The sequence below is a fragment of the Streptomyces sp. NBC_00057 genome (genome assembly GCF_045041165.1).
Classification (GTDB): Bacteria; Actinomycetota; Actinomycetes; order Streptomycetales; family Streptomycetaceae; genus Streptomyces.
This window is the reverse complement of sequence record NZ_CP108256.1, coordinates 6695000-6713480: the sequence shown is the minus strand read 5'-3', so window position 1 is coordinate 6713480 and position 18481 is coordinate 6695000. Positions and strand designations below refer to the sequence as shown.

Sequence of the window (18481 nt, the reverse complement as noted above, 5' to 3'; positions counted from 1 at the left end):
AGTAGGGTTCTCCTGACCAGTCGACACCTTTCTTCGCCGATATCCGCCCCCAGCCGCCGCACGGTCGTCATGGCCGCTGCCGCCACCGCCGTCGCCGCGCCGGTGCTCGGCACCGCCACCACCGCGCGTGCCGCGGACGGGCCCGCCTTCCTGCACGGCGTCGCCTCCGGCGACCCCCTCCCCGACGGCATACTCCTGTGGGCCCGCGTCACCCCGGCCCCCGACGCCGTGCCCGGCTCAGGACGTGGCGCCGATACGGCGGTGCGCTGGGAGGTCGCCGAGGACGAGGAGTTCGCCCGGGGAACGACCGTCGCGAAGGCCGCTTCCGACCACACCGTCAAGGCCGATGTGCGGGGGCTGAGCCCAGCCACCACCTACTGGTTCCGCTTCTCGGCGGGCGACGGTACGGGGATCTCCTCGCCGGCGGGCCGCACCCGTACCGCGCCCGCGGCCAAAGCCGCCACGCCCACACGCAGGGTACGGAGGGCTCCTGGGCCGACCGGGCCGCGGGCGCCAAGCAGGCTTACTTCGAGTGGATGCCGGTCCACCCGGTGCACTGAGGGTCGTTTTTCAGCCACTGCAGTCCATATTGACGGCGCATTACATCGCTACGGCGCGTGGCGTGTTTCCCGACCCCAATGGGGACACACCGCCCTCCGGGGTAACGCGGGACGTTACGTCCGCGTCTCAAACTCTGGAACACGCAGAATTATTTCTTCCCGTCTCCCCGTTTTGCCCCACGATCGATTGGGCCTGATCGATTCTCCTCAAGATCTGACATGCGCACGTAATCTCCCGGCGGCGGGTGAGGAAATTCCTCCCCCACACATCCGCGAGGAGTCCCTGTGCGCGCTCTTGCCCGTATATCGCCGCGTATACGTAACCGTGCGATCGGCACCGCCGTCCTGGCCGGAACCCTGGCCCTGGCACCGCTCTCCGCTTCCACCGGCTCCGCCGCCGCAAAGGCATCCACCTCCTCCGCGTCCGCCGCATCCGCCGAGAAGTGCGCGAGCGAGGCGAGCACCGGCGCCACCGCGCGCGAGGCCCGCCCCTCGGGCACCAACCACGCCGCTGACCCCAATGAACTCACCACGTCCCAGGCCAAGGCCATGGACACGCAGCTCAAGGAGAGACTCGCGGACCGCCGGGTCAGCGGCTCCACGCTCGCTGCCGGAGCGACGATCCCGGTCTACTTCCACGTCATCCACTCCGGCACCACCGGCAAGCTCACCGCGGGCGACATCAGCAGCCAGATGAACGTGCTGAACGCGGCCTACAGCGGTCAGGGCACCGGAAACACCGACTCCGGCTTCCAGTTCTCGCTGGCCGGCACCGACTACACGGACAACGCCTCCTGGTACAACCTCTCGTCGGGCTCCGCCGCGGAGAAGTCGATGAAGTCGACGCTGCGCAAGGGCGGCAAGAACGCGCTCAACGTCTACACCGCCAACCTCGGCGGCGGGCTGCTCGGCTGGGCGACCTTCCCCAGCTCGTACAACTCCAGCCCGAGCATGGACGGCGTGGTCATCCTCGACACCTCGCTGCCGGGCGGCTCGGCCACCAACTACGACGAGGGCGACACCGCCACCCACGAGGTCGGCCACTGGATGGGGCTCTACCACACGTTCCAGGGCGGCTGTAGCGGCAACGGCGACTACGTCTCCGACACGCCCGCCGAGAAGAGCGCCGCGTTCGAGTGCCCGACCGGGCGCGACACCTGCACCAACAAGACAGGGGTCGACCCGATCCACAACTTCATGGATTACACCTACGACGCGTGCATGACCCAGTTCACCGCGGGCCAGGTGCAGCGGATGAGCGACAGCTGGATCGCCTACCGGGGCTGATCCTCCCAGTCCGCGCGAAGGGCCCCGCGCTGTGCGGGGCCCTTCGCGCGGTCACAGCGTGGCGAGGAAGCCGAGCGCGACCTTCCAGGCCAGCTCGGCCGAGGCCGCGTCGTGGTCCGGCAGTTCGGGGTCCGTGAAGAGATGACCCGCGCCCGGATAGCGGTAGACCTCGACATCGGCACCGGTCCGCTGCATCTGCAGATACCAGGAGTTCAGCCAGTCGTGCGTCTCGAACGGGTCCGGGTCCGCGACATGCAGCTGTACGGGCAGTTCGTCCACCGAGGCGTTCTCGGCGATGTCCGAGGTGCCGTGGAACAGCAGCAGACCACGCGCCTTCTCGTCGCCGAGCGCCAGGGTCTGCGCGGTGGACGCCCCGAAGGAGAATCCCGCGTACACCAGGCCCCGGTCGGAGTAGGGCGCGGCGGCCAGTACTGCCTTCCTGAGAAGCTCGTCCTTGCCCACCTCTTCCTTGAAGGCCATGCCTTCCTCGACGGTTTCGAAGGTGTGCCCCTCGAAGAGATCGGGCACGTGCACCTCGTGCCCGGCGGCGCGCAGCCGGTCGGCGGCCGCGTGCACCGCGGGGCGCAGACCGTACGTCGAGTGGAAAAGCATGATGTTCATGAGGCCAATGGTGCCAGCTACGGTCGGGAGCATGGAGAACGACAGGATGGAGATCGTGCTGCGTCCGCTGATCGTCGTCGGCGGCTCGGTCGTGATCACGCTGCTGGTCGGCTGGCTGGTCGATCTGCTGCTCAGACGGGCCGACCGCCGACACCGCGAGACACCGCTGTGGGGTCTGCTGAGACGCTGCCGGATCCCGCTGCAGCTGACCCTGTGCACTGCGCTGCTGCGGGGCACGTACACCCACACCCGGCTCGAACTCGTCAAGGACCACGGGGCCGGGATCGGCCAGGTCCTGACTCTGGTGCTGATCGGGACGTCGGCCTGGCTGGTGGTGCAGATCGCGGCGGCCGTCGTGGACTCCGTCTACGCCCGGTACGCGGCGAGCACCCGCGATCCGGCACGGGTGCGGCGGGTCCGTACGCAGGTGACGCTGATCCAGCGGGTGGTCACCGCGATCGTGGCGACCGTCGCCGTCGCCGCGATGCTGCTGACGTTCCCGGCGATGCGGACGGTCGGCACCTCGATGCTGGCCTCGGCCGGTGTGCTCGGCATCGTCGCGGGCATCGCGGCCCAGTCGACACTCGGCAATCTCTTCGCGGGGCTGCAGATCGCCTTCGGCGACATGGTGCGGATCGGCGACACGGTGGTGGTGGACGGCGAGTGGGGCACGATCGAGGAGATCACGCTGACCTTCCTCGCGGTACGGACCTGGGACGAGCGGCGGATCACGATGCCGGTCTCGTACTTCACCAGCAAACCGTTCGAGAACTGGTCGCGCGGCAGCGCCCAGATGACCGGCTCGGTCTTCTTCCATCTCGACCACTCGGCCCCGGTCGCGGCGATGCGTGACCAGTTGCGGGACATCCTGGGCGAGTGCGCCGCCTGGGACGGCCGTAACTGGTCCCTGGCGGTCACGGACACCACACCGTCGACGATCCAGGTCCGCGCGGTGGTCACGGCCAAGGACGCGGACGACATCTGGACGGTGCGCTGTGCCGTGCGGGAGCAGCTCATCGGCTGGCTGCGCGACCACCATCCGTACGCACTGCCGAGGATCGCGACGGCGCCCGCGACGCTTCCGCCGGGCGACGAGTGGCCCAACTCGCCCCACCCTACGGACGAGAAGCCGACGGGCTGGGACAAGTCCCCCCGCACGGGACGCGGCTGACCGGGCGCGGGCGCCGCGTCACCGCAGGCTGCGCACGTCCAGCTGCCGCAGCACCCGGTCGACGACCTCCGGGTCCGTGCCCGCCTCGTTGCGGGCCGAGAGCACCGCGTGGCGGGCGGCCGACATCATTTCGCGCTGGACGCGGTTGATCGCCTTGAAGCGTTCGGCGCGCTTCGCGTACGCCTCGCGGCGCTCGTCGTCGACCATGTCGGGGCTGATCCGCGCCCCCACGTCGTACGCCAGCCGCTGCAGCCGCTCCGCGACCTCGTCCGGGAACTCCTCGACCTCCCGGATCTCCTTGAGCCGCTGCTTCGCGGCCTTCGCGGCGCGGATCGCGAGGTCCTTCTCCAGCATCTCCTCGGCGTCCGTGTCCGCCCGGACCCGTAGCTTACGGACCAGCCACGGCAGGGTGAGTCCCTGGACGACGAGCGTGGCCATGATCACGGCGAAGGCGATGAAGACGATCTCGTCACGGCCCGGGAACGGCTTCCCGTCGTCCGTCTTCAGCGGAATCGCGAGCGCCAGCGCGACCGAGGCCACTCCCCGCATCCCGGACCACCACATGACGACGGTCTCCCGCCAGCTGGTGGGGATCTCCTCGCTGACGTCGCGCCGGGTGTGCAGCCGCTTGGCGAGCCAGGTCGCGGGCAGCAGATACAGCAGCCGTACGCCGACGACGACCGCGACGACGACCAGGCCCCAGCCGAGCATCTGGAGCTCGCGCCCGTCGGCCGTCCCGAAGACGTTGTGCAGTTCGAGGCCGATCAGCCCGAAGGCGACCCCGGTGACGAGGGTGTCGACGATCTCCCAGAACGTACGGCCGGTGAGCCGCCCGAGGACGTCGTCGGCGTCGGCGGTGTGCTCGGCGAGGAAGAGCGCGGTGGTGAGGACGGCGAGGACACCCGACCCCATCAGCTCCTCCGCGAGGACATAGCTGACGAACGGCACCAGCAGGGTGAGGCCGACCTGGAGCGTGGCATCGCCGAGCAGGCCCATGAGTTTGATGGTGATCCAGCCGAGCGCGACACCCACCGCCACGGCGACGACCGCGGAGAGGATCAACAGCCCGAACGCCTCCGGCAGCGAGAACGTGCCGCTCACCGCGGCGGCGATCGCCACGTGGTACAGCACGATCGCGGTCACATCGTTGAACAGCCCCTCGCCCTCCAGGATGGAGACGAGTCTGCGCGGCAGCCCGACCGAGCCCGCGACGGCCGTCGCCGCGATCGGGTCGGGCGGGGCGACGAGCGCGCCGAGCGCCACGGCGGCGGCGATGGGCAGTCCGGGGACGATCGCGTTGGCGACCGCGGCGACGGCGGCCGTCGTGATGAAGACCAGCGCCACGGCCAGCAGAAAGATCGGTCGTTTATTGGCTGCGAACTGCCGCCAGGAAGTGCGCTGCACGGAGGCGTAGAGCAGCGGCGGCAGCAGCGCGGGAAGAATGATCTCGGGCGGGATGTCCACATTCGGCACGAAGCTGAGGAACGCCATGCCGACTCCGGCGAGCGTCATCAGCACCGGCGCGGGCAGTCCGAGACGCTCCCCGAGTGGCACCGTGACCACAGCTCCGAGCAACAGCAGCAGGAGCAGTGCCATTTGGTCCACGAGGTGCCTTCCGGAACGCGGCGAGCCGACCTCTTCGGTCGGTCGATCTGGACTTCAAGCCTGCCACGCAAGGCCCGCAATCCGGACAACACCCCCTCCGCATCGCCTCTCTGACCGACCATTCCTCCGATGTATCCGATCCTCGCGAAGGCCATCAATTTCTACGCGCACTTCCTGCACGAGGGCCCGGACGGCAGGCTGCATCTGCTGGAGACCCGCTCCCCCGAGTACGCCAACGCCGAGGACTGCACCTGCGACCTCTCGCTCGTCCGCTGGGGTGTGCGCACCCTGATCGCGTCGGCCAAGCTGCTGCGCAACAACGATCCGCGGCTGAAGCGCTGGCAGGACATCGATCAAAGGCTCACCCCGTACGCCGAGGACCCGGCGGCCGGCGTCTTGATCGGCAAGGACGTCCCGCTCGCCGGCTCGCACCGGCACCATTCGCATCTTCTCCGGCTCTACCCGCTGCGCGAACGGAACGGGACCGGGCCGGGGACCGCGATGTGATGCAGCGCTCCATGGACCACTGGATCTCCATGCAGCAGCTGTGGCACGGCTACAGCTACGCCACCGCCTCGTCCATGTACTCGGTGATGGACGAGCCGGAGAAAGCCCTCGACTTCCTGACCTTCTTCACCGATCTGAAGGTGGTCGCGGACTGCCGGATGACCGTCAACACGATGTACCGGGAGGGCAAGAACCTCGCCCCGGAGAGCCCGCTGTCCGCCGCCCAGTCGATGCTCGACATGGTGGCGCAGGGCCACGAGGGGTGGTGAAGGTCTTCCCGTCCGTCTCGGACCGCTGGGCGGACGCGTACCCAGGGCGCCTTCCTCGTGGACGCGGACCGCTCCGGCGGTGCCACGCGCTGGGTACGGGTGCGCAGCGAGGCGGGCGCCCCGCTGCCCCTGAACCACTCCATCGCAGGCCGGATCGACGTGCGGGACGCGCACGGGCGCCCGCTTTACTGGCGGGAGACCGGACCGGGCCGGATCACGGTCGCCCTGCCACGCGGTGGCACGGCGGTGGTCACTCCGCACGGCGCGCGCCACCCCGGGACGGGACCGCGCGATGTGCCGTCGAACGGGGCGTGGACGCGCTGGGGCCTGCCGGACTGACCCGGACGTATGCGGGGGTGCCGCTCGCTCCGTACGGCCGGGGCGACACCCGGCACTCGTCCGCTCGCTACAGAGCGCGGCGCATCGCCCGGTGGGCGATCCCGGCGTCCGGGAATTCGGGGCCGTACACCACATACCCGAGCCGCTCGTAGAAGCCGAGCGCATGGGTCTGGGCGTGCAGATCGACGGCGGCCAGACCGAGCTCACGGGCCGCGTCCTCAATGGCCCGGACCAGCGCCACGCCGACGCCGAGACCGCGCGCCTCCTTGGTCACCGCCAGCCGGCCGAGCGAGCCCACGGTGAGGTCGCCGCCGGTCTTGGCGAGGGCGGCCGGACCGTGCAGAAGTCGCCCGGTACCGAGCGCGGAGCCGTCCGCCGCGACGGCGATCACATGCACCGCGTCAGCGTCGTAGGCGTCGTACTCGATCTCCTCGGGCACGTTCTGCTCGCCGACGAACACGTCCTTGCGGACCTGGAAACAGGCGGCGCGGTCCTGCTCGTCGGCGACGGTACGGGTGGTGTACGGGGCGGACGTGCCGGTCATTCGCTCTCCGCCGCGATCTTGTCCAGGGCCTGCTGGAGGTCGTCCGGGTAGTTGCTGGAGAACTCCACCCAGCCACCGTCGGACGGGTGCTCGAAGCCGAGCCGGACGGCGTGCAGCCACTGCCGCGTCAGGCCGAGGCGCTTGGCCATCGTCGGGTCGGCGCCGTAGGTGAGGTCACCGACGCAGGGGTGGCGGTGGGCCGACATGTGCACCCGGATCTGGTGTGTACGGCCCGTCTCCAGCTTGATGTCCAGGAGGCTGGCGGCGCGGTAGGCCTCGATGAGGTCGTAGTGCGTCACGGAGGGCTTGCCCTCGGCCGTGACCGCCCACTTGTAGTCGAGGTTGGGGTGGCGCCCGATGGGGGCGTCGATGGTGCCGCTCATCGGGTCCGGGTGGCCCTGCACCAGCGCGTGGTACTTCTTCTCGACGACCCGGTCGCGGAACTGGGCCTTCAGCAGGGTGTAGGCCCGCTCGGACTTGGCGACGACCATCAGGCCGGAGGTGCCGACGTCGAGGCGGTGGACGATGCCCTGGCGCTCGGCGGCGCCGGACGTCGAAATCCGGTACCCGGCTGCGGCGAGACCGCCGATGACGGTCGTGCCGGTCCAGCCGGGGCTCGGGTGGGCGGCGACCCCGACCGGCTTCACGATCACGACGATGTCGTCGTCGTCGTGCACGATCTCCATACCCTCGACGGGCTCGGCGACGATCTGCACCGGAGCGGGTGCCTGCGGCATCTCCACTTCCAGCCAGGCGCCGCCCCGTACCCGCTCGGACTTCCCGACCACCGAGCCGTCCACCTGCACCTTCCCGGCAGCAGCCAGGTCGGCGGCCTTGGTGCGGGAGAAACCGAACATCCGGGAAATGGCGGCGTCGACACGCTCGCCCTCCAGACCGTCGGGTACGGGCAGGGTGCGGACCTCGGGATACGTACTCACCTGTCGAGTATGCCTTGCGCCCGCTAGTCCTCGTGCACGGTCCCGTCGGGGTCCAGGCCCTTGAAGGAAAGGATCACGATCAGGATGCCGCCGCAGACGATCGCGGAGTCGGCGAGGTTGAAGACGGCGAAGTGCGCGGGGGCGATGAAGTCCACCACCGCACCCTGGAAGGTGCCGGGAGCGCGGAAGATGCGGTCGGTGAGGTTGCCGAGTGCACCGCCGAGCAGCAGGCCGAGTGCGATGGCCCACGGCAGGCTGTAGAGCTTGCGGGCGAGGCGGGCGATCACGACGATCACGCTCGCGGCGATGAAGGTGAAGATGATCGTGTAGGCCTCACCGAAGCCGAACGCGGCGCCCGCGTTGCGGATCACGTCGAACTTCAGCCAGTCGCCGAGGATCTCGATCGGCGGGTGGTGCTCCAGCTTCGCCACCACGATCGTCTTGCTGATCAGGTCGAGCAGATAGGCGAAGACGGCCACGGCGAAGAGCACCATGATCTTCCGCTTGCCCCTGCTCGGGGCCGTCTCCTCGACCCGGTTCTCGGCCTCGTCCCCTTCGGTCCCCTCAGCATCGGGGATGTCCGGCGTACCGATGATGCGCTCCGCCTCTGCCACGTGAGTCCCTCAACCTAGGTTCCTGACTGAGGACGAGGGTACGGCACACGGCCACGGATCAACCGCGGCGCTCCTGCTTCTGTTTGTCCTCGACGCAGAGCGTGGCGCGGGGGAACGCCTGCATCCGCGCCTTGCCGATCGGATTGCCGCAGACCTCGCACAGTCCGTACGTCCCGGCGTCGAGCCGGGCCAGGGCCCGCTCGGTCTGGTCCAGCATCTCCTGGGCGTTGGCGGCGAGCGACATCTCGTGCTCGCGAGTGATGTTCTTGGTGCCGGTGTCCGCCTCGTCGTCACCCGCCCCGTCGCCGGAGTCGCGCATCAGCCCCGCGAGTGCGGCACTCGCGGCCTCCAGCTCACTGCGCAGCCGCATGATCTCGCTGCTCAGCACGGCCCGTGCCTCTTCGACCTCTTCCGGCGTCCAGGGGTCCTCACCCGGCCGGACCGCCAGCTCGCCGGGGGCTGTCGTCGCGACTCCACGGGCCGGGGGCACGGGCGCCGCGCCCTTGCCGGCCGTGCGGGTCCGGGCCGCGCTCTTCTTGGCTACCACCGTGTGGGCTCCCGTCTGCTCGGCGGCCTCGGCCGCCACCGTGGCCGCCGCAGCGGCCTTCTTCGACGCCTTCTTGGCCGCGCTCTTCTTCGCAGGTGCCTTCTTGGCCTGCGCCGTGTGCTCGGCGGGCGCCGCCCGCTTCCGGGCTGCGGCCTTCTTCGCCGCGGTCTTCTTCGCAGCCGCCTTCTTCACGGCCGCCTTCTTCACGGCCGCCGCCGTCGGGCCGGTCTCGGGAACGGTCTCCGCGTCCGCCGTCTCCACACCCGCCTGCGAACCGCCCTCCGCACCCGCCTCTCCGCTCGTCCTCCCGGCTGCCGCACCCGTGGATCTCGCCGACGCCGACTTCTTTGCGGCGGTCTTCTTCGCCACCATGGCCGCGGCCCCTTCACATATTGTGATCTTGCACGCGAATCGTGCTGGGACGATAAATCGACCCCAGCCCCGCGGCAACGGGGCACGCCGCCGAATCGCCCCTCCCCGTGTCCGGATACCGACGCGCCTGAATCCGTTGTGCCCAGCTCCCCGCCGGGTAATCCGCCTCCCGCCCCCCGCCCGGACTCCGTACGTCCGCGTCTGCCCATTCGGGTCACGCCCCGCCCCACGGGTTGAACCGGTCGGCCGTCGCCCGTACGGGCCCGTACACTGGCCTCAGCGAGAGGCGTGGATGGGACGAGTAGCGTCGTACGCAGCCAGGAGCGACCCGGGGACGGTGCGAGCCCGGGGGCGAGCGCGTCGTGAAGATCACCCGGAGCCGTCGGAAGAAAGCCGCAAGGCGAGTAGAACCGGCATCGCGACCCAATGAGGGGGCCACGGGTGCACACCCGGGGCCAAGGAGGGTGGTACCGCGGGAGTCGACGAGGCTCTCGTCCCTCCGACGGAAGTGGAAAACGTCCGCCGGAGGAAGTCCGCCCATGACATCGCCGCAGTACCGCCAGGTACCCGCCCAGGTCGACCTGCCCGCGCTGGAGCACGCCGTGCTCGATTTCTGGCGCGAGAGCAAGGTCTTCGCCAAGAGCCTCGAACAGTCCGAGGGCCGCCCCGAGTGGGTCTTCTACGAGGGCCCGCCCACCGCCAACGGTATGCCCGGCGCCCACCACATCGAGGCCCGCGTCTTCAAGGACGTCTTCCCCCGCTTCCGCACCATGCAGGGCTACCACGTCGGCCGCAAGGCCGGCTGGGACTGCCACGGACTGCCGGTCGAGCTCGCGGTCGAGAAGGAGCTGGGCTTCAACGGCAAGCAGGACATCGAGGCGTACGGCATCGCCGAGTTCAACGCCAAGTGCCGCGAGTCCGTGACCCGCCACACCGACGCGTTCACCGAGCTCACGACCCGAATGGGCTACTGGGTCGACCTCGACGACGCCTACCGCACGATGGACCCCGAGTACGTCGAGTCGGTGTGGTGGTCGCTGAAGGAGATCTTCAACAAGGGCCTGCTGGTCCAGGACCACCGCGTCGCCCCCTGGTGCCCCCGCTGCGGCACCGGCCTCTCGGACCACGAGCTGGCGCAGGGTTACGAGACCGTGGTCGACCCGTCGGTCTTCGTACGCTTCCCCCTCACCTCCGGCCCGCTGGCCGGCGATGCCTCGCTCCTCGTCTGGACGACCACCCCCTGGACCCTGGTCTCCAACACCGCCGTCGCCGCGCACCCCGACGTCACCTACGTCGTCGCGACCAACGGCGAGGAGAAGCTCGTCGTCGCGCAGCCGCTCGTCGAGAAGGCGCTGGGCGAGGGCTGGGAGACCACCGGCCAGACCTTCACCGGCCGCGAGATGGAGCGCTGGACGTACGAGCGCCCGTTCACCCTCGTCGACTTCCCGGCGGAGGCCCATTACGTGGTCAACGCCGAGTACGTGACGACCGAGGACGGTACGGGTCTGGTCCACCAGTCCCCGGCCTTCGGCGCCGACGACCTCGTCGTCTGCCGCGCCTACGGCCTCCCGGTCGTGAACCCGGTCCGCCCCGACGGCACCTTCGAGGAGAACCTGCCGTTGGTCGGCGGCGTCTTCTTCAAGAAGGCCGACGAAGCGCTCACCGAGGACCTGGCCGCCCGCGGCAAGCTCTTCCGGCACGTCCCTTACGAGCACAGTTACCCGCACTGCTGGCGTTGCCACACCGCGCTGCTCTACTACGCGCAGCCGTCCTGGTACATCCGTACGACCGCCATCAAGGACCGGCTGCTCCAGGAGAACGAGAAGACCAACTGGTTCCCCGACTCGGTCAAGAACGGCCGTTTCGGTGACTGGCTGAACAACAACGTCGACTGGGCGCTGTCCCGTAACCGCTACTGGGGCACCCCGCTGCCGATCTGGCGCTGCGAGGACAGCCACCTCACCTGCGTCGGCTCGCGCGCCGAGCTCAGCGAGCTCACCGGCACCGACCTCTCCGGCCTTGACCCGCACCGCCCGTTCATCGACGAGATCACGTTCACCTGCTCGCACGAGAACTGCCAGCTGGAGGCGTACCGCGTCCCGGAGGTCATCGACGCCTGGTACGACTCGGGCTCGATGCCGTTCGCGCAGTGGGGCTACCCGTACAAGAACAAGGAGATCTTCGAGAGCCGCTACCCGGCGCAGTTCATCTCGGAGGCCATCGACCAGACCCGCGGCTGGTTCTACACGCTGATGGCGGTCGGCACGCTGGTGTTCGACAAGTCCTCCTACGAGAACGTGGTCTGCCTGGGCCACATCCTCGCCGAGGACGGGCGCAAGATGTCCAAGCACCTCGGGAACATCCTTCAGCCGATCCCCCTCATGGATCAGCACGGCGCTGACGCGGTGCGCTGGTTCATGGCGGCGGGCGGCTCCCCGTGGGCGGCGCGCCGCGTCGGCCACAACACGATCCAGGAGGTCGTCCGCAAGACCCTCCTGACGTACTGGAACACGGTCGCCTTCCAGGCCCTGTACGCCCGTACGTCGGACTGGGCGCCGTCCGCGGCCGACCCGGCCCCTGCGGACCGCACGATCCTGGACCGCTGGCTGCTGAGCGAGCTGAACGCGCTGGTGGACCAGGTCACGCAGGCTCTGGAGGGTTACGACACCCAGCGCGCAGGCAAGCTCCTGTCCGCGTTCGTCGACGATCTGTCCAACTGGTACGTACGCCGCTCGCGCCGCCGCTTCTGGCAGGGCGACAAGGCGGCCCTGCGCACCCTGCACGAGGTCATCGAGACGGTGACCCGGCTGATGGCCCCTCTCACCCCGTTCATCACCGAGCGGGTCTGGCAGGACCTGGTGGCTCCGGTCACCCCGGACGCCCCCGAGTCGGTCCACCTGTCCGCCTGGCCGAAGGCGGACCTCGCGGTCATCGACCCGACGCTCTCCACCCAGATGGCGCTGGTTCGCCGCCTGGTCGAGCTCGGCCGCGCCACGCGCGCGGAGTCGGGCGTCAAGACCCGTCAGCCGCTCTCCCGGGCGCTGGTCGCGGCGTCGGGCTTCGACGCGCTCTCCCCCGATCTGCACGCCCAGATCACGGAGGAGCTGAACGTCTCCTCGCTGGCCTCCCTGTCCGAGGTCGGCGGCTCGCTGGTCGACACGACGGCGAAGGCGAACTTCCGTGCGCTCGGCAAGCGGTTCGGCAAGGGCGTCCAGGCGGTTGCCAAGGCGGTCGCGAACGCCGACGCGGCGGCCCTCTCGCTGGCACTGCGTGAGGGCACGGCGTCGGTCGAGGTCGACGGCGAAACAGTCACCCTCTCCCCCGACGAGGTGATCATCACCGAGACGCCGCGCGAGGGCTGGTCGGTCGCGTCCGACTCGGGCGCCACGGTCGCCCTGGACCTGGAGATCACCCCGGAACTGCGGCGCGCGGGCCTCGCCCGTGACGCGATCCGCCTCATCCAGGAGGCCCGCAAGAACAGCGGCCTGGACGTCGCCGACCGCATCGCCGTCCGCTGGACGTCCACCTCCCCCGCCACGGTGGAAGCCCTGACCGAGCACGCGGCCCTGATCGCGGACGAGGTCCTGGCCCTGGACTACGCCCAGGGCGAGGCGGACACGGCATACGGCACCCCGTTCGAGGACGAGGGCCTGTCCCTGACGTTCCGCCTCCGCAAGACGGAGCAGTAGCCCAAGGCCATCGGAGGCCCGCCCGGAACAAGTGCTCCGGGCGGGCCTCCGGCGTTCTCCCCTACCCGCCCCTTCCCCTAACCGGGGGCTTCGCCCCTGAACCCTCGCTCCTCAATCGCCGGAGGGGCTTGATTGCGCCGGGTGCGACGTGAGATTCAGCCTCGCCGGCGTTTGAGGCGCGGGGTCTGGGGCGGAGCCCCGGCTCGGGAAGGGGCGGGTCGGGGAAAAGTCGTACCCCCGCCCACGGCAAAAGGGCCGGGCCCCGGGGAAAACCCCGGGGCCCGGCCCTCTGCCTGCCGACGGCTACGCGCTCACCGCGCGCACCCGGCTCAGTTGTCGTCCTCGTCGATCAGGAACCCGCGCATCGGCGAAGGAGCCTGCTGCATCGGCTGCGGCGCCTGCGGCCGCACCGGCGCCATCGGCTGGGTCATCGCCGGCGACATCTGCTGCTGGCCACCGTACGAGGGCCCACCGCTCATGGACGGGTTGCCGCCCATCTGCTGGTTGCCGTGACCGCCGTGGCTGCCGCCCATGGTGTGACCCATGGCACCCGCACCGGCCGGAGCCAGCGAGGGCGACGGCGGCAGCGAAGCGGTCGCCGGGGTCCGCGGCGGGGCCAGCGAGTCGTCGGCCTGAGTCTCCAGCTGACGCAGCTGGCTCTCCAGGTAGGACTTCAGCCGGGTCCGGTACTCGCGCTCGAAGCCACGCAGGTCCTCGACCTTGCGCTCCAGCGTCGCGCGGGCCGACTCCAGCGAGCCCATCGCCACGCGGTGCTTCTCCTGCGCGTCCCGCTCCAGCGCGTCCGCCTTGGCACGCGCGTCCCGCTCCAGGCCCTCGGCACGGCTGCGCGCCTCGCCGACGATCTTGTTGGCCTCTGAACGGGCCTCCGCGATCGCCTGGTCGGCGGTCTGCTGTGCGAGCGAGAGGACACGGGCGGCGCTGTCGCCGCCGGGGCCCTGACCGGGCTGCTGCATCTGCGGCGGCTGCTGCATCTGCTGCATCTGCTGCTGCGGGGCGTGACCGCCCATGGGGCCGCCCATCGGGCCACCCATGGGACCGCCCTGCATCGGACCGGGGCCGTGCGGGCCCTGCGGGCCGGGGCCGTGCGGGCCCTGGGGACCAGGACCGTGACCGCTGGGACCGGCGGGCAGCTGCGGAGCGCCACCGGGCAGCTGGGGCGGACCCATCTGCGGGGGCTGCTGCTGGACCGGCGGACCCGATATGGCGGCGGGCACAGGTGCCCCGGGCCGGTCCTGCGGCTCCGGCTTGCGCATCCCCTGCTGCTGGTTCTGCGCGGCGGCACGCGTGGCGGCGGCCAGCTTGGCGCGCAGGTCCTCGTTCTCACGGAGCAGGCGGGTCAGCTCGGACTCGACCTCGTCGAGGAAGGCATCGACCTCGTCCTCGTCATAGCCTTCTCGGAGACGGACGGTCGTGAACTGCTTGTTCCGCACGTCCTCGGGGGTCAGCGGCATCTCTTCTTCACCTCTACGTAGTCGTCGGCAGTCGGCAAGACCGTATCGCTCACAGCCTGATCACGATGTTGATCAGGATGTAGACGATGATCATCAGAACGAAGAAGGACAGGTCGAGTGCCACGCCCCCGAGACGCAGCGGCGGGATGAACCGCCGCAGAAGCTTGAGCGGTGGATCCGTGACAGTGTAGGTGGCCTCAAGTATCACCACCATCGGCTTGCCGGGCTGCCATGAACGTGCGAACTGGAAGACGTAGTCCATGACCAGCCGGAAGATCAGCACGATGAGGAAACACATCAACGCGATATAGACAACTTGCAGTACGACGCCCATTTCGCGCTTCCCTCTCCCCTGGCTCTCGTAGCTCCGGCCTTACGGCCGGGTTGTTCCCGGTGTCGTGTTCTCAGCTCTGGTTGAAGAATCCGCCCTCAGCAATGCGGGCCTTGTCCTCCGCCGTGACATCGACGTTAGCAGGCGACAACAGGAACACCTTCTGCGTCACGCGCTCAATGCTGCCATGGAGACCGAAGACGAGTCCTGCGGCAAAGTCGACAAGTCGCTTTGCGTCCGTATCGTCCATCTCCGTGAGATTCATGATCACCGGAGTGCCCTCACGGAAGTGTTCCCCGATGGTACGGGCCTCGTTGTAGGTCCTGGGGTGCAGCGTGGTGATGCGGTAGGGCTCCCGCTCCGACACAACCTTGGGCATGATCACCGGTGCATTCTTCTCCATGTTCGGGCGTTCAGGTGTGATGGATGCCACGGGGGCGATCCGGGCGGGTCGCTCCCTCTCCGCCGGGATCTGAACCGGCTCCCGCTGCGCGGGAGGCTGCACCACTCGTACCGGTTCGTCCCTTTCCCGGTCCCGCTCCACCTGATGCGCGGACTGATGCCGCCGCCGGTCGCGCTCGGGCTCCGGCTCGGGTTCGAATTCGTCGTCGGGGTCGAACCCCGGACCGTCGTACCCATCGTCCTCCACGAGGCCGAGGTAGACCGCCATCTTGCGCATCGCGCCGGCCATGCTCTGAGTCCTCCGCTCTGTGGTGGATCGGCATCTGTCACCAAGTGCCCCGCGATCCACTGAGGCCTGCCCGCCAAAGGCGGGAATGACCATATTTTCTGCTGTGGTCCGACTTGCTTGGCGACGTTACCCGAGCCTCGGTCGGACTCCGAGTACCGCCGTACCGACGCGCACATGTGTCGCTCCGGCCGCAACCGCTTCCTCGAGGTCCGCGCTCATCCCTGCAGAGACCATGTTCGCAGCCGGATGGTTCCCGCGCAGGCGGGACGAGAATTCCATCAGCCGGTCGAAGGCGGCGCGTTGCCGTCCCGCGTACGGTCCGGCGAGCGGTGCGACGGTCATCAGACCGCCGAGCCGCAGCCCGGGCGCGGATTCGACCGCGGCGGCCAACTCCTCGATCCCGTCCGGCGCGACGCCACCCCGGTCACCCCGCTCGCCACTCTCCGCGTCGAGTGCGACCTGAATGAGGCAGCCGAGTTCGCGCCCCTCGCGCACGGCCGCCGCCGAGAGAGCCGTGACCAGTTTGGTCCGATCCACCGACTGCACGACATCGGCATAACTCGCCACAGAACGAACCTTATTCGTCTGCAATTGACCAACAAAGTGCCATGTGAGCGACAGATCCGCACATTCGGCTGCCTTGGGTGCCGCGTCCTGGTCACGATTCTCTGCGACATGACGCACACCGAGTTCATGCAGAATCCGCACATCGCTCGCGGGGTAGGTCTTGGTGACCACGATGAGGGTCACTTCTTCCCGCTCGCGACCGGCGGCGACACAGGCGGAAGCAATGCGTTCCTCCACCAGTGCCAGATTTTCGGCGAGTTGAGCCTTACGGTCCGTCATGCCCTATCAGTCCAACCAGACATATCCGGCGAGCCGCCCGGTGGTGCGGTCGCGGCGGTACGAGAAGTGGTCGCCCGATTCGAGGGTGCAGACCGCAGATGCGCGCCGGTCCTGAACCCCGAGGGCTTCGAGCTGGGCGTGGACCCCGGCGGTGACATCCACAGCCGGGGTGCCCCAGCTGGTCTCGGACCATGAGGCCGGGACGCTCTCGGCGACCTCGGCGCGCATCCGGGACGGGACTTCGTAGCACCGTCCGCAGACCGCCGGTCCGGTGCGGGCGATGATCCGGGAGGGCTCGGCGCCGAGCCCGATCATGGCCTCGACCACGGCGGGGACGACACCGGCGACCAAACCGGGACGGCCCGCGTGCGCTGCCGCCGCGATCCCGGCGACCGGGTCGGCGAGCAGTACGGGGGTGCAGTCGGCGGTGAGCACGGCGAGCGGGAGTCCGCGCCGTGCGGTCACCACCGCGTCCACCGCGGGGATTTCCGAAGCGTCTCCCCACGGGCCGTCGACGACCGCGACGTCCCGCCCGTGCACCTGGTTCATCCAGACAACCTGCGCCGGGTCCAGACCGAGGGCCCGCGCGGCGCGCTCCCGATTGGCCAGAACGGCGGCGGGGTCGTCTCCGACCGCGCCGCCGAGGTTGAGCTCCTCGTACGGGGGGGCGCTCACCCCGCCCCACCTGTCGGTGAAGGCGAAGTGCGCGCGCCCCCCCGAGGGTACTGAAGACACTGCGGGCACTGCGTGGTGCGGACCTATCACTTCAAGAAGTCCGGAACATCCAGCTCTTCGGCCTGGGAGTCCTGGTAGGGACGGGCCGGCGGGATGTGCGGCGGAGCAACCGGCGGCAGATGACTCTCGCCCACCGCCGGAATCGGCTCGGCCTGGACCGGGGGCTCCTCGCGCGGGGGTACGGAGCCCAGTCCGCCGGTCTGGCGCACGGGCTCGGCACTGCGGACCGGAGGGGCCGGCTCCTCACGCTTGGTGGCGTTCGCGCCCAGGACGTTCTCGCGACGGGCCGGCGGCTGTCCGCCGTCGAAGCCCGCTGCGATCACGGTGACGCGTACTTCGTCGCCCAGTGCGTCATCGATGACCGCACCGAAGATGATGTTCGCCTCGGGGTGCGCCGCCTCGCTCACCAGCTGGGCCGCCTCGTTGATCTCGAAGAGACCGAGGTCGCTGCCGCCGGAGATGGAGAGCAGGACACCGCGGGCGCCGTCGATGGACGCCTCCAGGAGCGGCGAGGAGATCGCCATCTCCGCGGCGGCCACCGCGCGGTCGTCGCCGCGGGCGGAACCGATGCCCATGAGTGCCGATCCGGCCTCGGACATGACCGACTTGACGTCGGCGAAGTCGAGGTTGATCAGACCCGGGGTCGTGATGAGGTCGGTGATGCCCTGGACACCCGAGAGCAGCACCTGGTCGGCCGACTTGAACGCGTCGAGCACGCTGACCTGGCGGTCCGAGATGGACAGCAGTCGGTCGTTGGGAATGACGATGAGGGTGTCGACCTCTTCGCGGAGCTCGGCGATGCCGTCCTCCGCCTGGTTCGCGCGTCGACGGCCCTCGAAGGTGAACGGGCGGGTGACCACGCCGATCGTCAGGGCGCCGAGCGAGCGCGCGATGTTGGCCACGACGGGTGCGCCGCCGGTGCCGGTGCCGCCGCCCTCTCCGGCGGTGACGAAGACCATGTCGGCCCCCTTGAGGACCTCCTCGATCTCCTCACGGTGGTCCTCTGCCGCCTTGCGACCGACGGCCGGGTTGGCCCCGGCGCCGAGGCCGCGGGTGAGTTCGCGGCCGACGTCGAGCTTGACGTCGGCGTCGCTCATCAACAGGGCTTGCGCATCAGTGTTGATCGCGATGAACTCGACGCCCTTGAGACCGACCTCGATCATTCGGTTGATGGCATTGACACCACCGCCGCCGACACCGATGACCTTGATGACTGCGAGGTAGTTCTGCGGTGCTGCCACGTCGAAGGCCTCTCGCCTCGAGTTACGTGTCGTCGCTTTGCGGTAGTACCGCCGCGACGACGGATGCCGATTGGGACGGTCCGAAACGCCGACCCAAACCCT

Annotated in this window: 18 protein-coding genes and 1 pseudogene; 7 read left to right on the top strand and 12 right to left on the bottom strand. The window is 69.4% G+C overall.

Annotation, left to right across the window (positions count from 1 at the left end):
* Positions 1 to 12: 12 nt before the first annotated feature.
* Together OG953_RS31610 and OG953_RS31605 are read left to right on the top strand one after the other, a co-directional pair.
* Positions 13 to 468: pseudogene (locus tag OG953_RS31610) on the top strand (PhoD-like phosphatase N-terminal domain-containing protein); the annotation flags it as partial.
* 377 nt (positions 469 to 845) lie between these two features.
* On the top strand, positions 846 to 1847 hold the full coding sequence (locus OG953_RS31605; protein WP_405688625.1) for a zinc metalloprotease: 1002 nt from the start codon (positions 846 to 848) through the stop codon (positions 1845 to 1847).
* Positions 1848 to 1898: 51 nt separating this feature from the next.
* Here OG953_RS31605 and OG953_RS31600 read toward each other — a convergent pair whose 3' ends face one another.
* Complete coding sequence (locus OG953_RS31600; RefSeq protein WP_405692169.1) at positions 1899 to 2477, bottom strand: dienelactone hydrolase family protein; 579 nt, start codon at positions 2475 to 2477, stop codon at positions 1899 to 1901.
* 37 nt (positions 2478 to 2514) lie between these two features.
* Here OG953_RS31600 and OG953_RS31595 point away from each other — a divergent pair, with 37 nt between their 5' ends.
* Entirely contained in the window at positions 2515 to 3639 is a 1125-nt protein-coding gene (locus tag OG953_RS31595; protein WP_405692168.1) for a mechanosensitive ion channel family protein, read from the top strand.
* Between the two features lie 18 nt (positions 3640 to 3657).
* Here OG953_RS31595 and OG953_RS31590 read toward each other — a convergent pair whose 3' ends face one another.
* Positions 3658 to 5244 carry a Na+/H+ antiporter gene (locus tag OG953_RS31590; RefSeq protein WP_405688624.1) on the bottom strand — a complete coding sequence of 529 codons (1587 nt, stop codon included), beginning with the start codon at positions 5242 to 5244 and terminating at the stop codon, positions 3658 to 3660.
* 129 nt (positions 5245 to 5373) lie between these two features.
* Between OG953_RS31590 and OG953_RS31585 the strand changes: the two genes are divergently transcribed.
* Genes OG953_RS31585 through OG953_RS31575 form a run of 3 tightly spaced genes read left to right on the top strand, consistent with a single transcriptional unit; the run spans position 5374 to position 6359 of the window.
* The gene (locus tag OG953_RS31585) at positions 5374 to 5751 is read left to right on the top strand and encodes a glycosyl hydrolase family 95 catalytic domain-containing protein (RefSeq protein ID WP_405688623.1); all 378 of its coding nucleotides are present in this window, start codon (positions 5374 to 5376) and stop codon (positions 5749 to 5751) included.
* An 11-nt stretch (positions 5752 to 5762) separates the two neighbouring features.
* A complete protein-coding gene (locus OG953_RS31580) occupies positions 5763 to 6020 on the top strand; it encodes a hypothetical protein (RefSeq protein ID WP_405688622.1) in 258 nt (85 codons plus the stop codon).
* Positions 6021 to 6077: 57 nt separating this feature from the next.
* Positions 6078 to 6359 carry a hypothetical protein gene (locus tag OG953_RS31575; protein WP_405688621.1) on the top strand — a complete coding sequence of 94 codons (282 nt, stop codon included), beginning with the start codon at positions 6078 to 6080 and terminating at the stop codon, positions 6357 to 6359.
* A gap of 67 nt (positions 6360 to 6426) precedes the next feature.
* Here the strand turns inward: OG953_RS31575 and OG953_RS31570 are convergent, their stop codons facing one another.
* From OG953_RS31570 to OG953_RS31555, 4 genes are read right to left on the bottom strand one after another with little or no spacing between them, the layout of a single operon-like run.
* A complete protein-coding gene (locus OG953_RS31570) occupies positions 6427 to 6903 on the bottom strand; it encodes a GNAT family N-acetyltransferase (protein ID WP_405688620.1) in 477 nt (158 codons plus the stop codon).
* Positions 6900 to 7841 carry an RluA family pseudouridine synthase gene (locus tag OG953_RS31565; RefSeq protein ID WP_405688619.1) on the bottom strand — a complete coding sequence of 314 codons (942 nt, stop codon included), beginning with the start codon at positions 7839 to 7841 and terminating at the stop codon, positions 6900 to 6902. The genes OG953_RS31570 and OG953_RS31565 overlap by 4 nt, the downstream gene beginning before the upstream one ends.
* A 23-nt stretch (positions 7842 to 7864) precedes the next feature.
* Entirely contained in the window at positions 7865 to 8455 is a 591-nt protein-coding gene (lspA, locus tag OG953_RS31560; RefSeq protein WP_405688618.1) for a signal peptidase II, read from the bottom strand.
* A gap of 58 nt (positions 8456 to 8513) precedes the next feature.
* Positions 8514 to 9374 carry a TraR/DksA family transcriptional regulator gene (locus tag OG953_RS31555; RefSeq protein ID WP_405688617.1) on the bottom strand — a complete coding sequence of 287 codons (861 nt, stop codon included), beginning with the start codon at positions 9372 to 9374 and terminating at the stop codon, positions 8514 to 8516.
* Between the two features lie 539 nt (positions 9375 to 9913).
* Here OG953_RS31555 and ileS point away from each other — a divergent pair.
* Complete coding sequence (ileS, locus tag OG953_RS31550; protein ID WP_405688616.1) at positions 9914 to 13063, top strand: isoleucine--tRNA ligase; 3150 nt, start codon at positions 9914 to 9916, stop codon at positions 13061 to 13063.
* Between the two features lie 329 nt (positions 13064 to 13392).
* Here the strand turns inward: ileS and OG953_RS31545 are convergent, their stop codons facing one another.
* The 6 genes from OG953_RS31545 to ftsZ all read right to left on the bottom strand — a co-directional run bounded on the left by OG953_RS31545 (position 13393) and on the right by ftsZ (position 18379).
* On the bottom strand, positions 13393 to 14535 hold the full coding sequence (locus OG953_RS31545; protein WP_405688615.1) for a DivIVA domain-containing protein: 1143 nt from the start codon (positions 14533 to 14535) through the stop codon (positions 13393 to 13395).
* Between the two features lie 49 nt (positions 14536 to 14584).
* On the bottom strand, positions 14585 to 14869 hold the full coding sequence (locus tag OG953_RS31540; RefSeq protein WP_405688614.1) for a YggT family protein: 285 nt from the start codon (positions 14867 to 14869) through the stop codon (positions 14585 to 14587).
* Between the two features lie 70 nt (positions 14870 to 14939).
* A complete protein-coding gene (locus OG953_RS31535; protein ID WP_266420478.1) occupies positions 14940 to 15557 on the bottom strand; it encodes a cell division protein SepF in 618 nt (205 codons plus the stop codon).
* A 126-nt stretch (positions 15558 to 15683) separates the two neighbouring features.
* Positions 15684 to 16403 (bottom strand): YggS family pyridoxal phosphate-dependent enzyme, encoded by a 720-nt coding sequence (locus OG953_RS31530; protein WP_405688613.1) that lies wholly within the window; start codon positions 16401 to 16403, stop codon positions 15684 to 15686.
* A 6-nt stretch (positions 16404 to 16409) separates the two neighbouring features.
* The gene (gene pgeF, locus OG953_RS31525; protein ID WP_405688611.1) at positions 16410 to 17168 is read right to left on the bottom strand and encodes a peptidoglycan editing factor PgeF; all 759 of its coding nucleotides are present in this window, start codon (positions 17166 to 17168) and stop codon (positions 16410 to 16412) included.
* Positions 17165 to 18379, bottom strand: coding sequence for a cell division protein FtsZ (gene ftsZ, locus OG953_RS31520; RefSeq protein ID WP_405688610.1), 1215 nt, complete (start codon positions 18377 to 18379; stop codon positions 17165 to 17167). Before ftsZ ends, pgeF begins: the two co-directional genes overlap by 4 nt.
* Positions 18380 to 18481 lie beyond the last annotated feature (102 nt).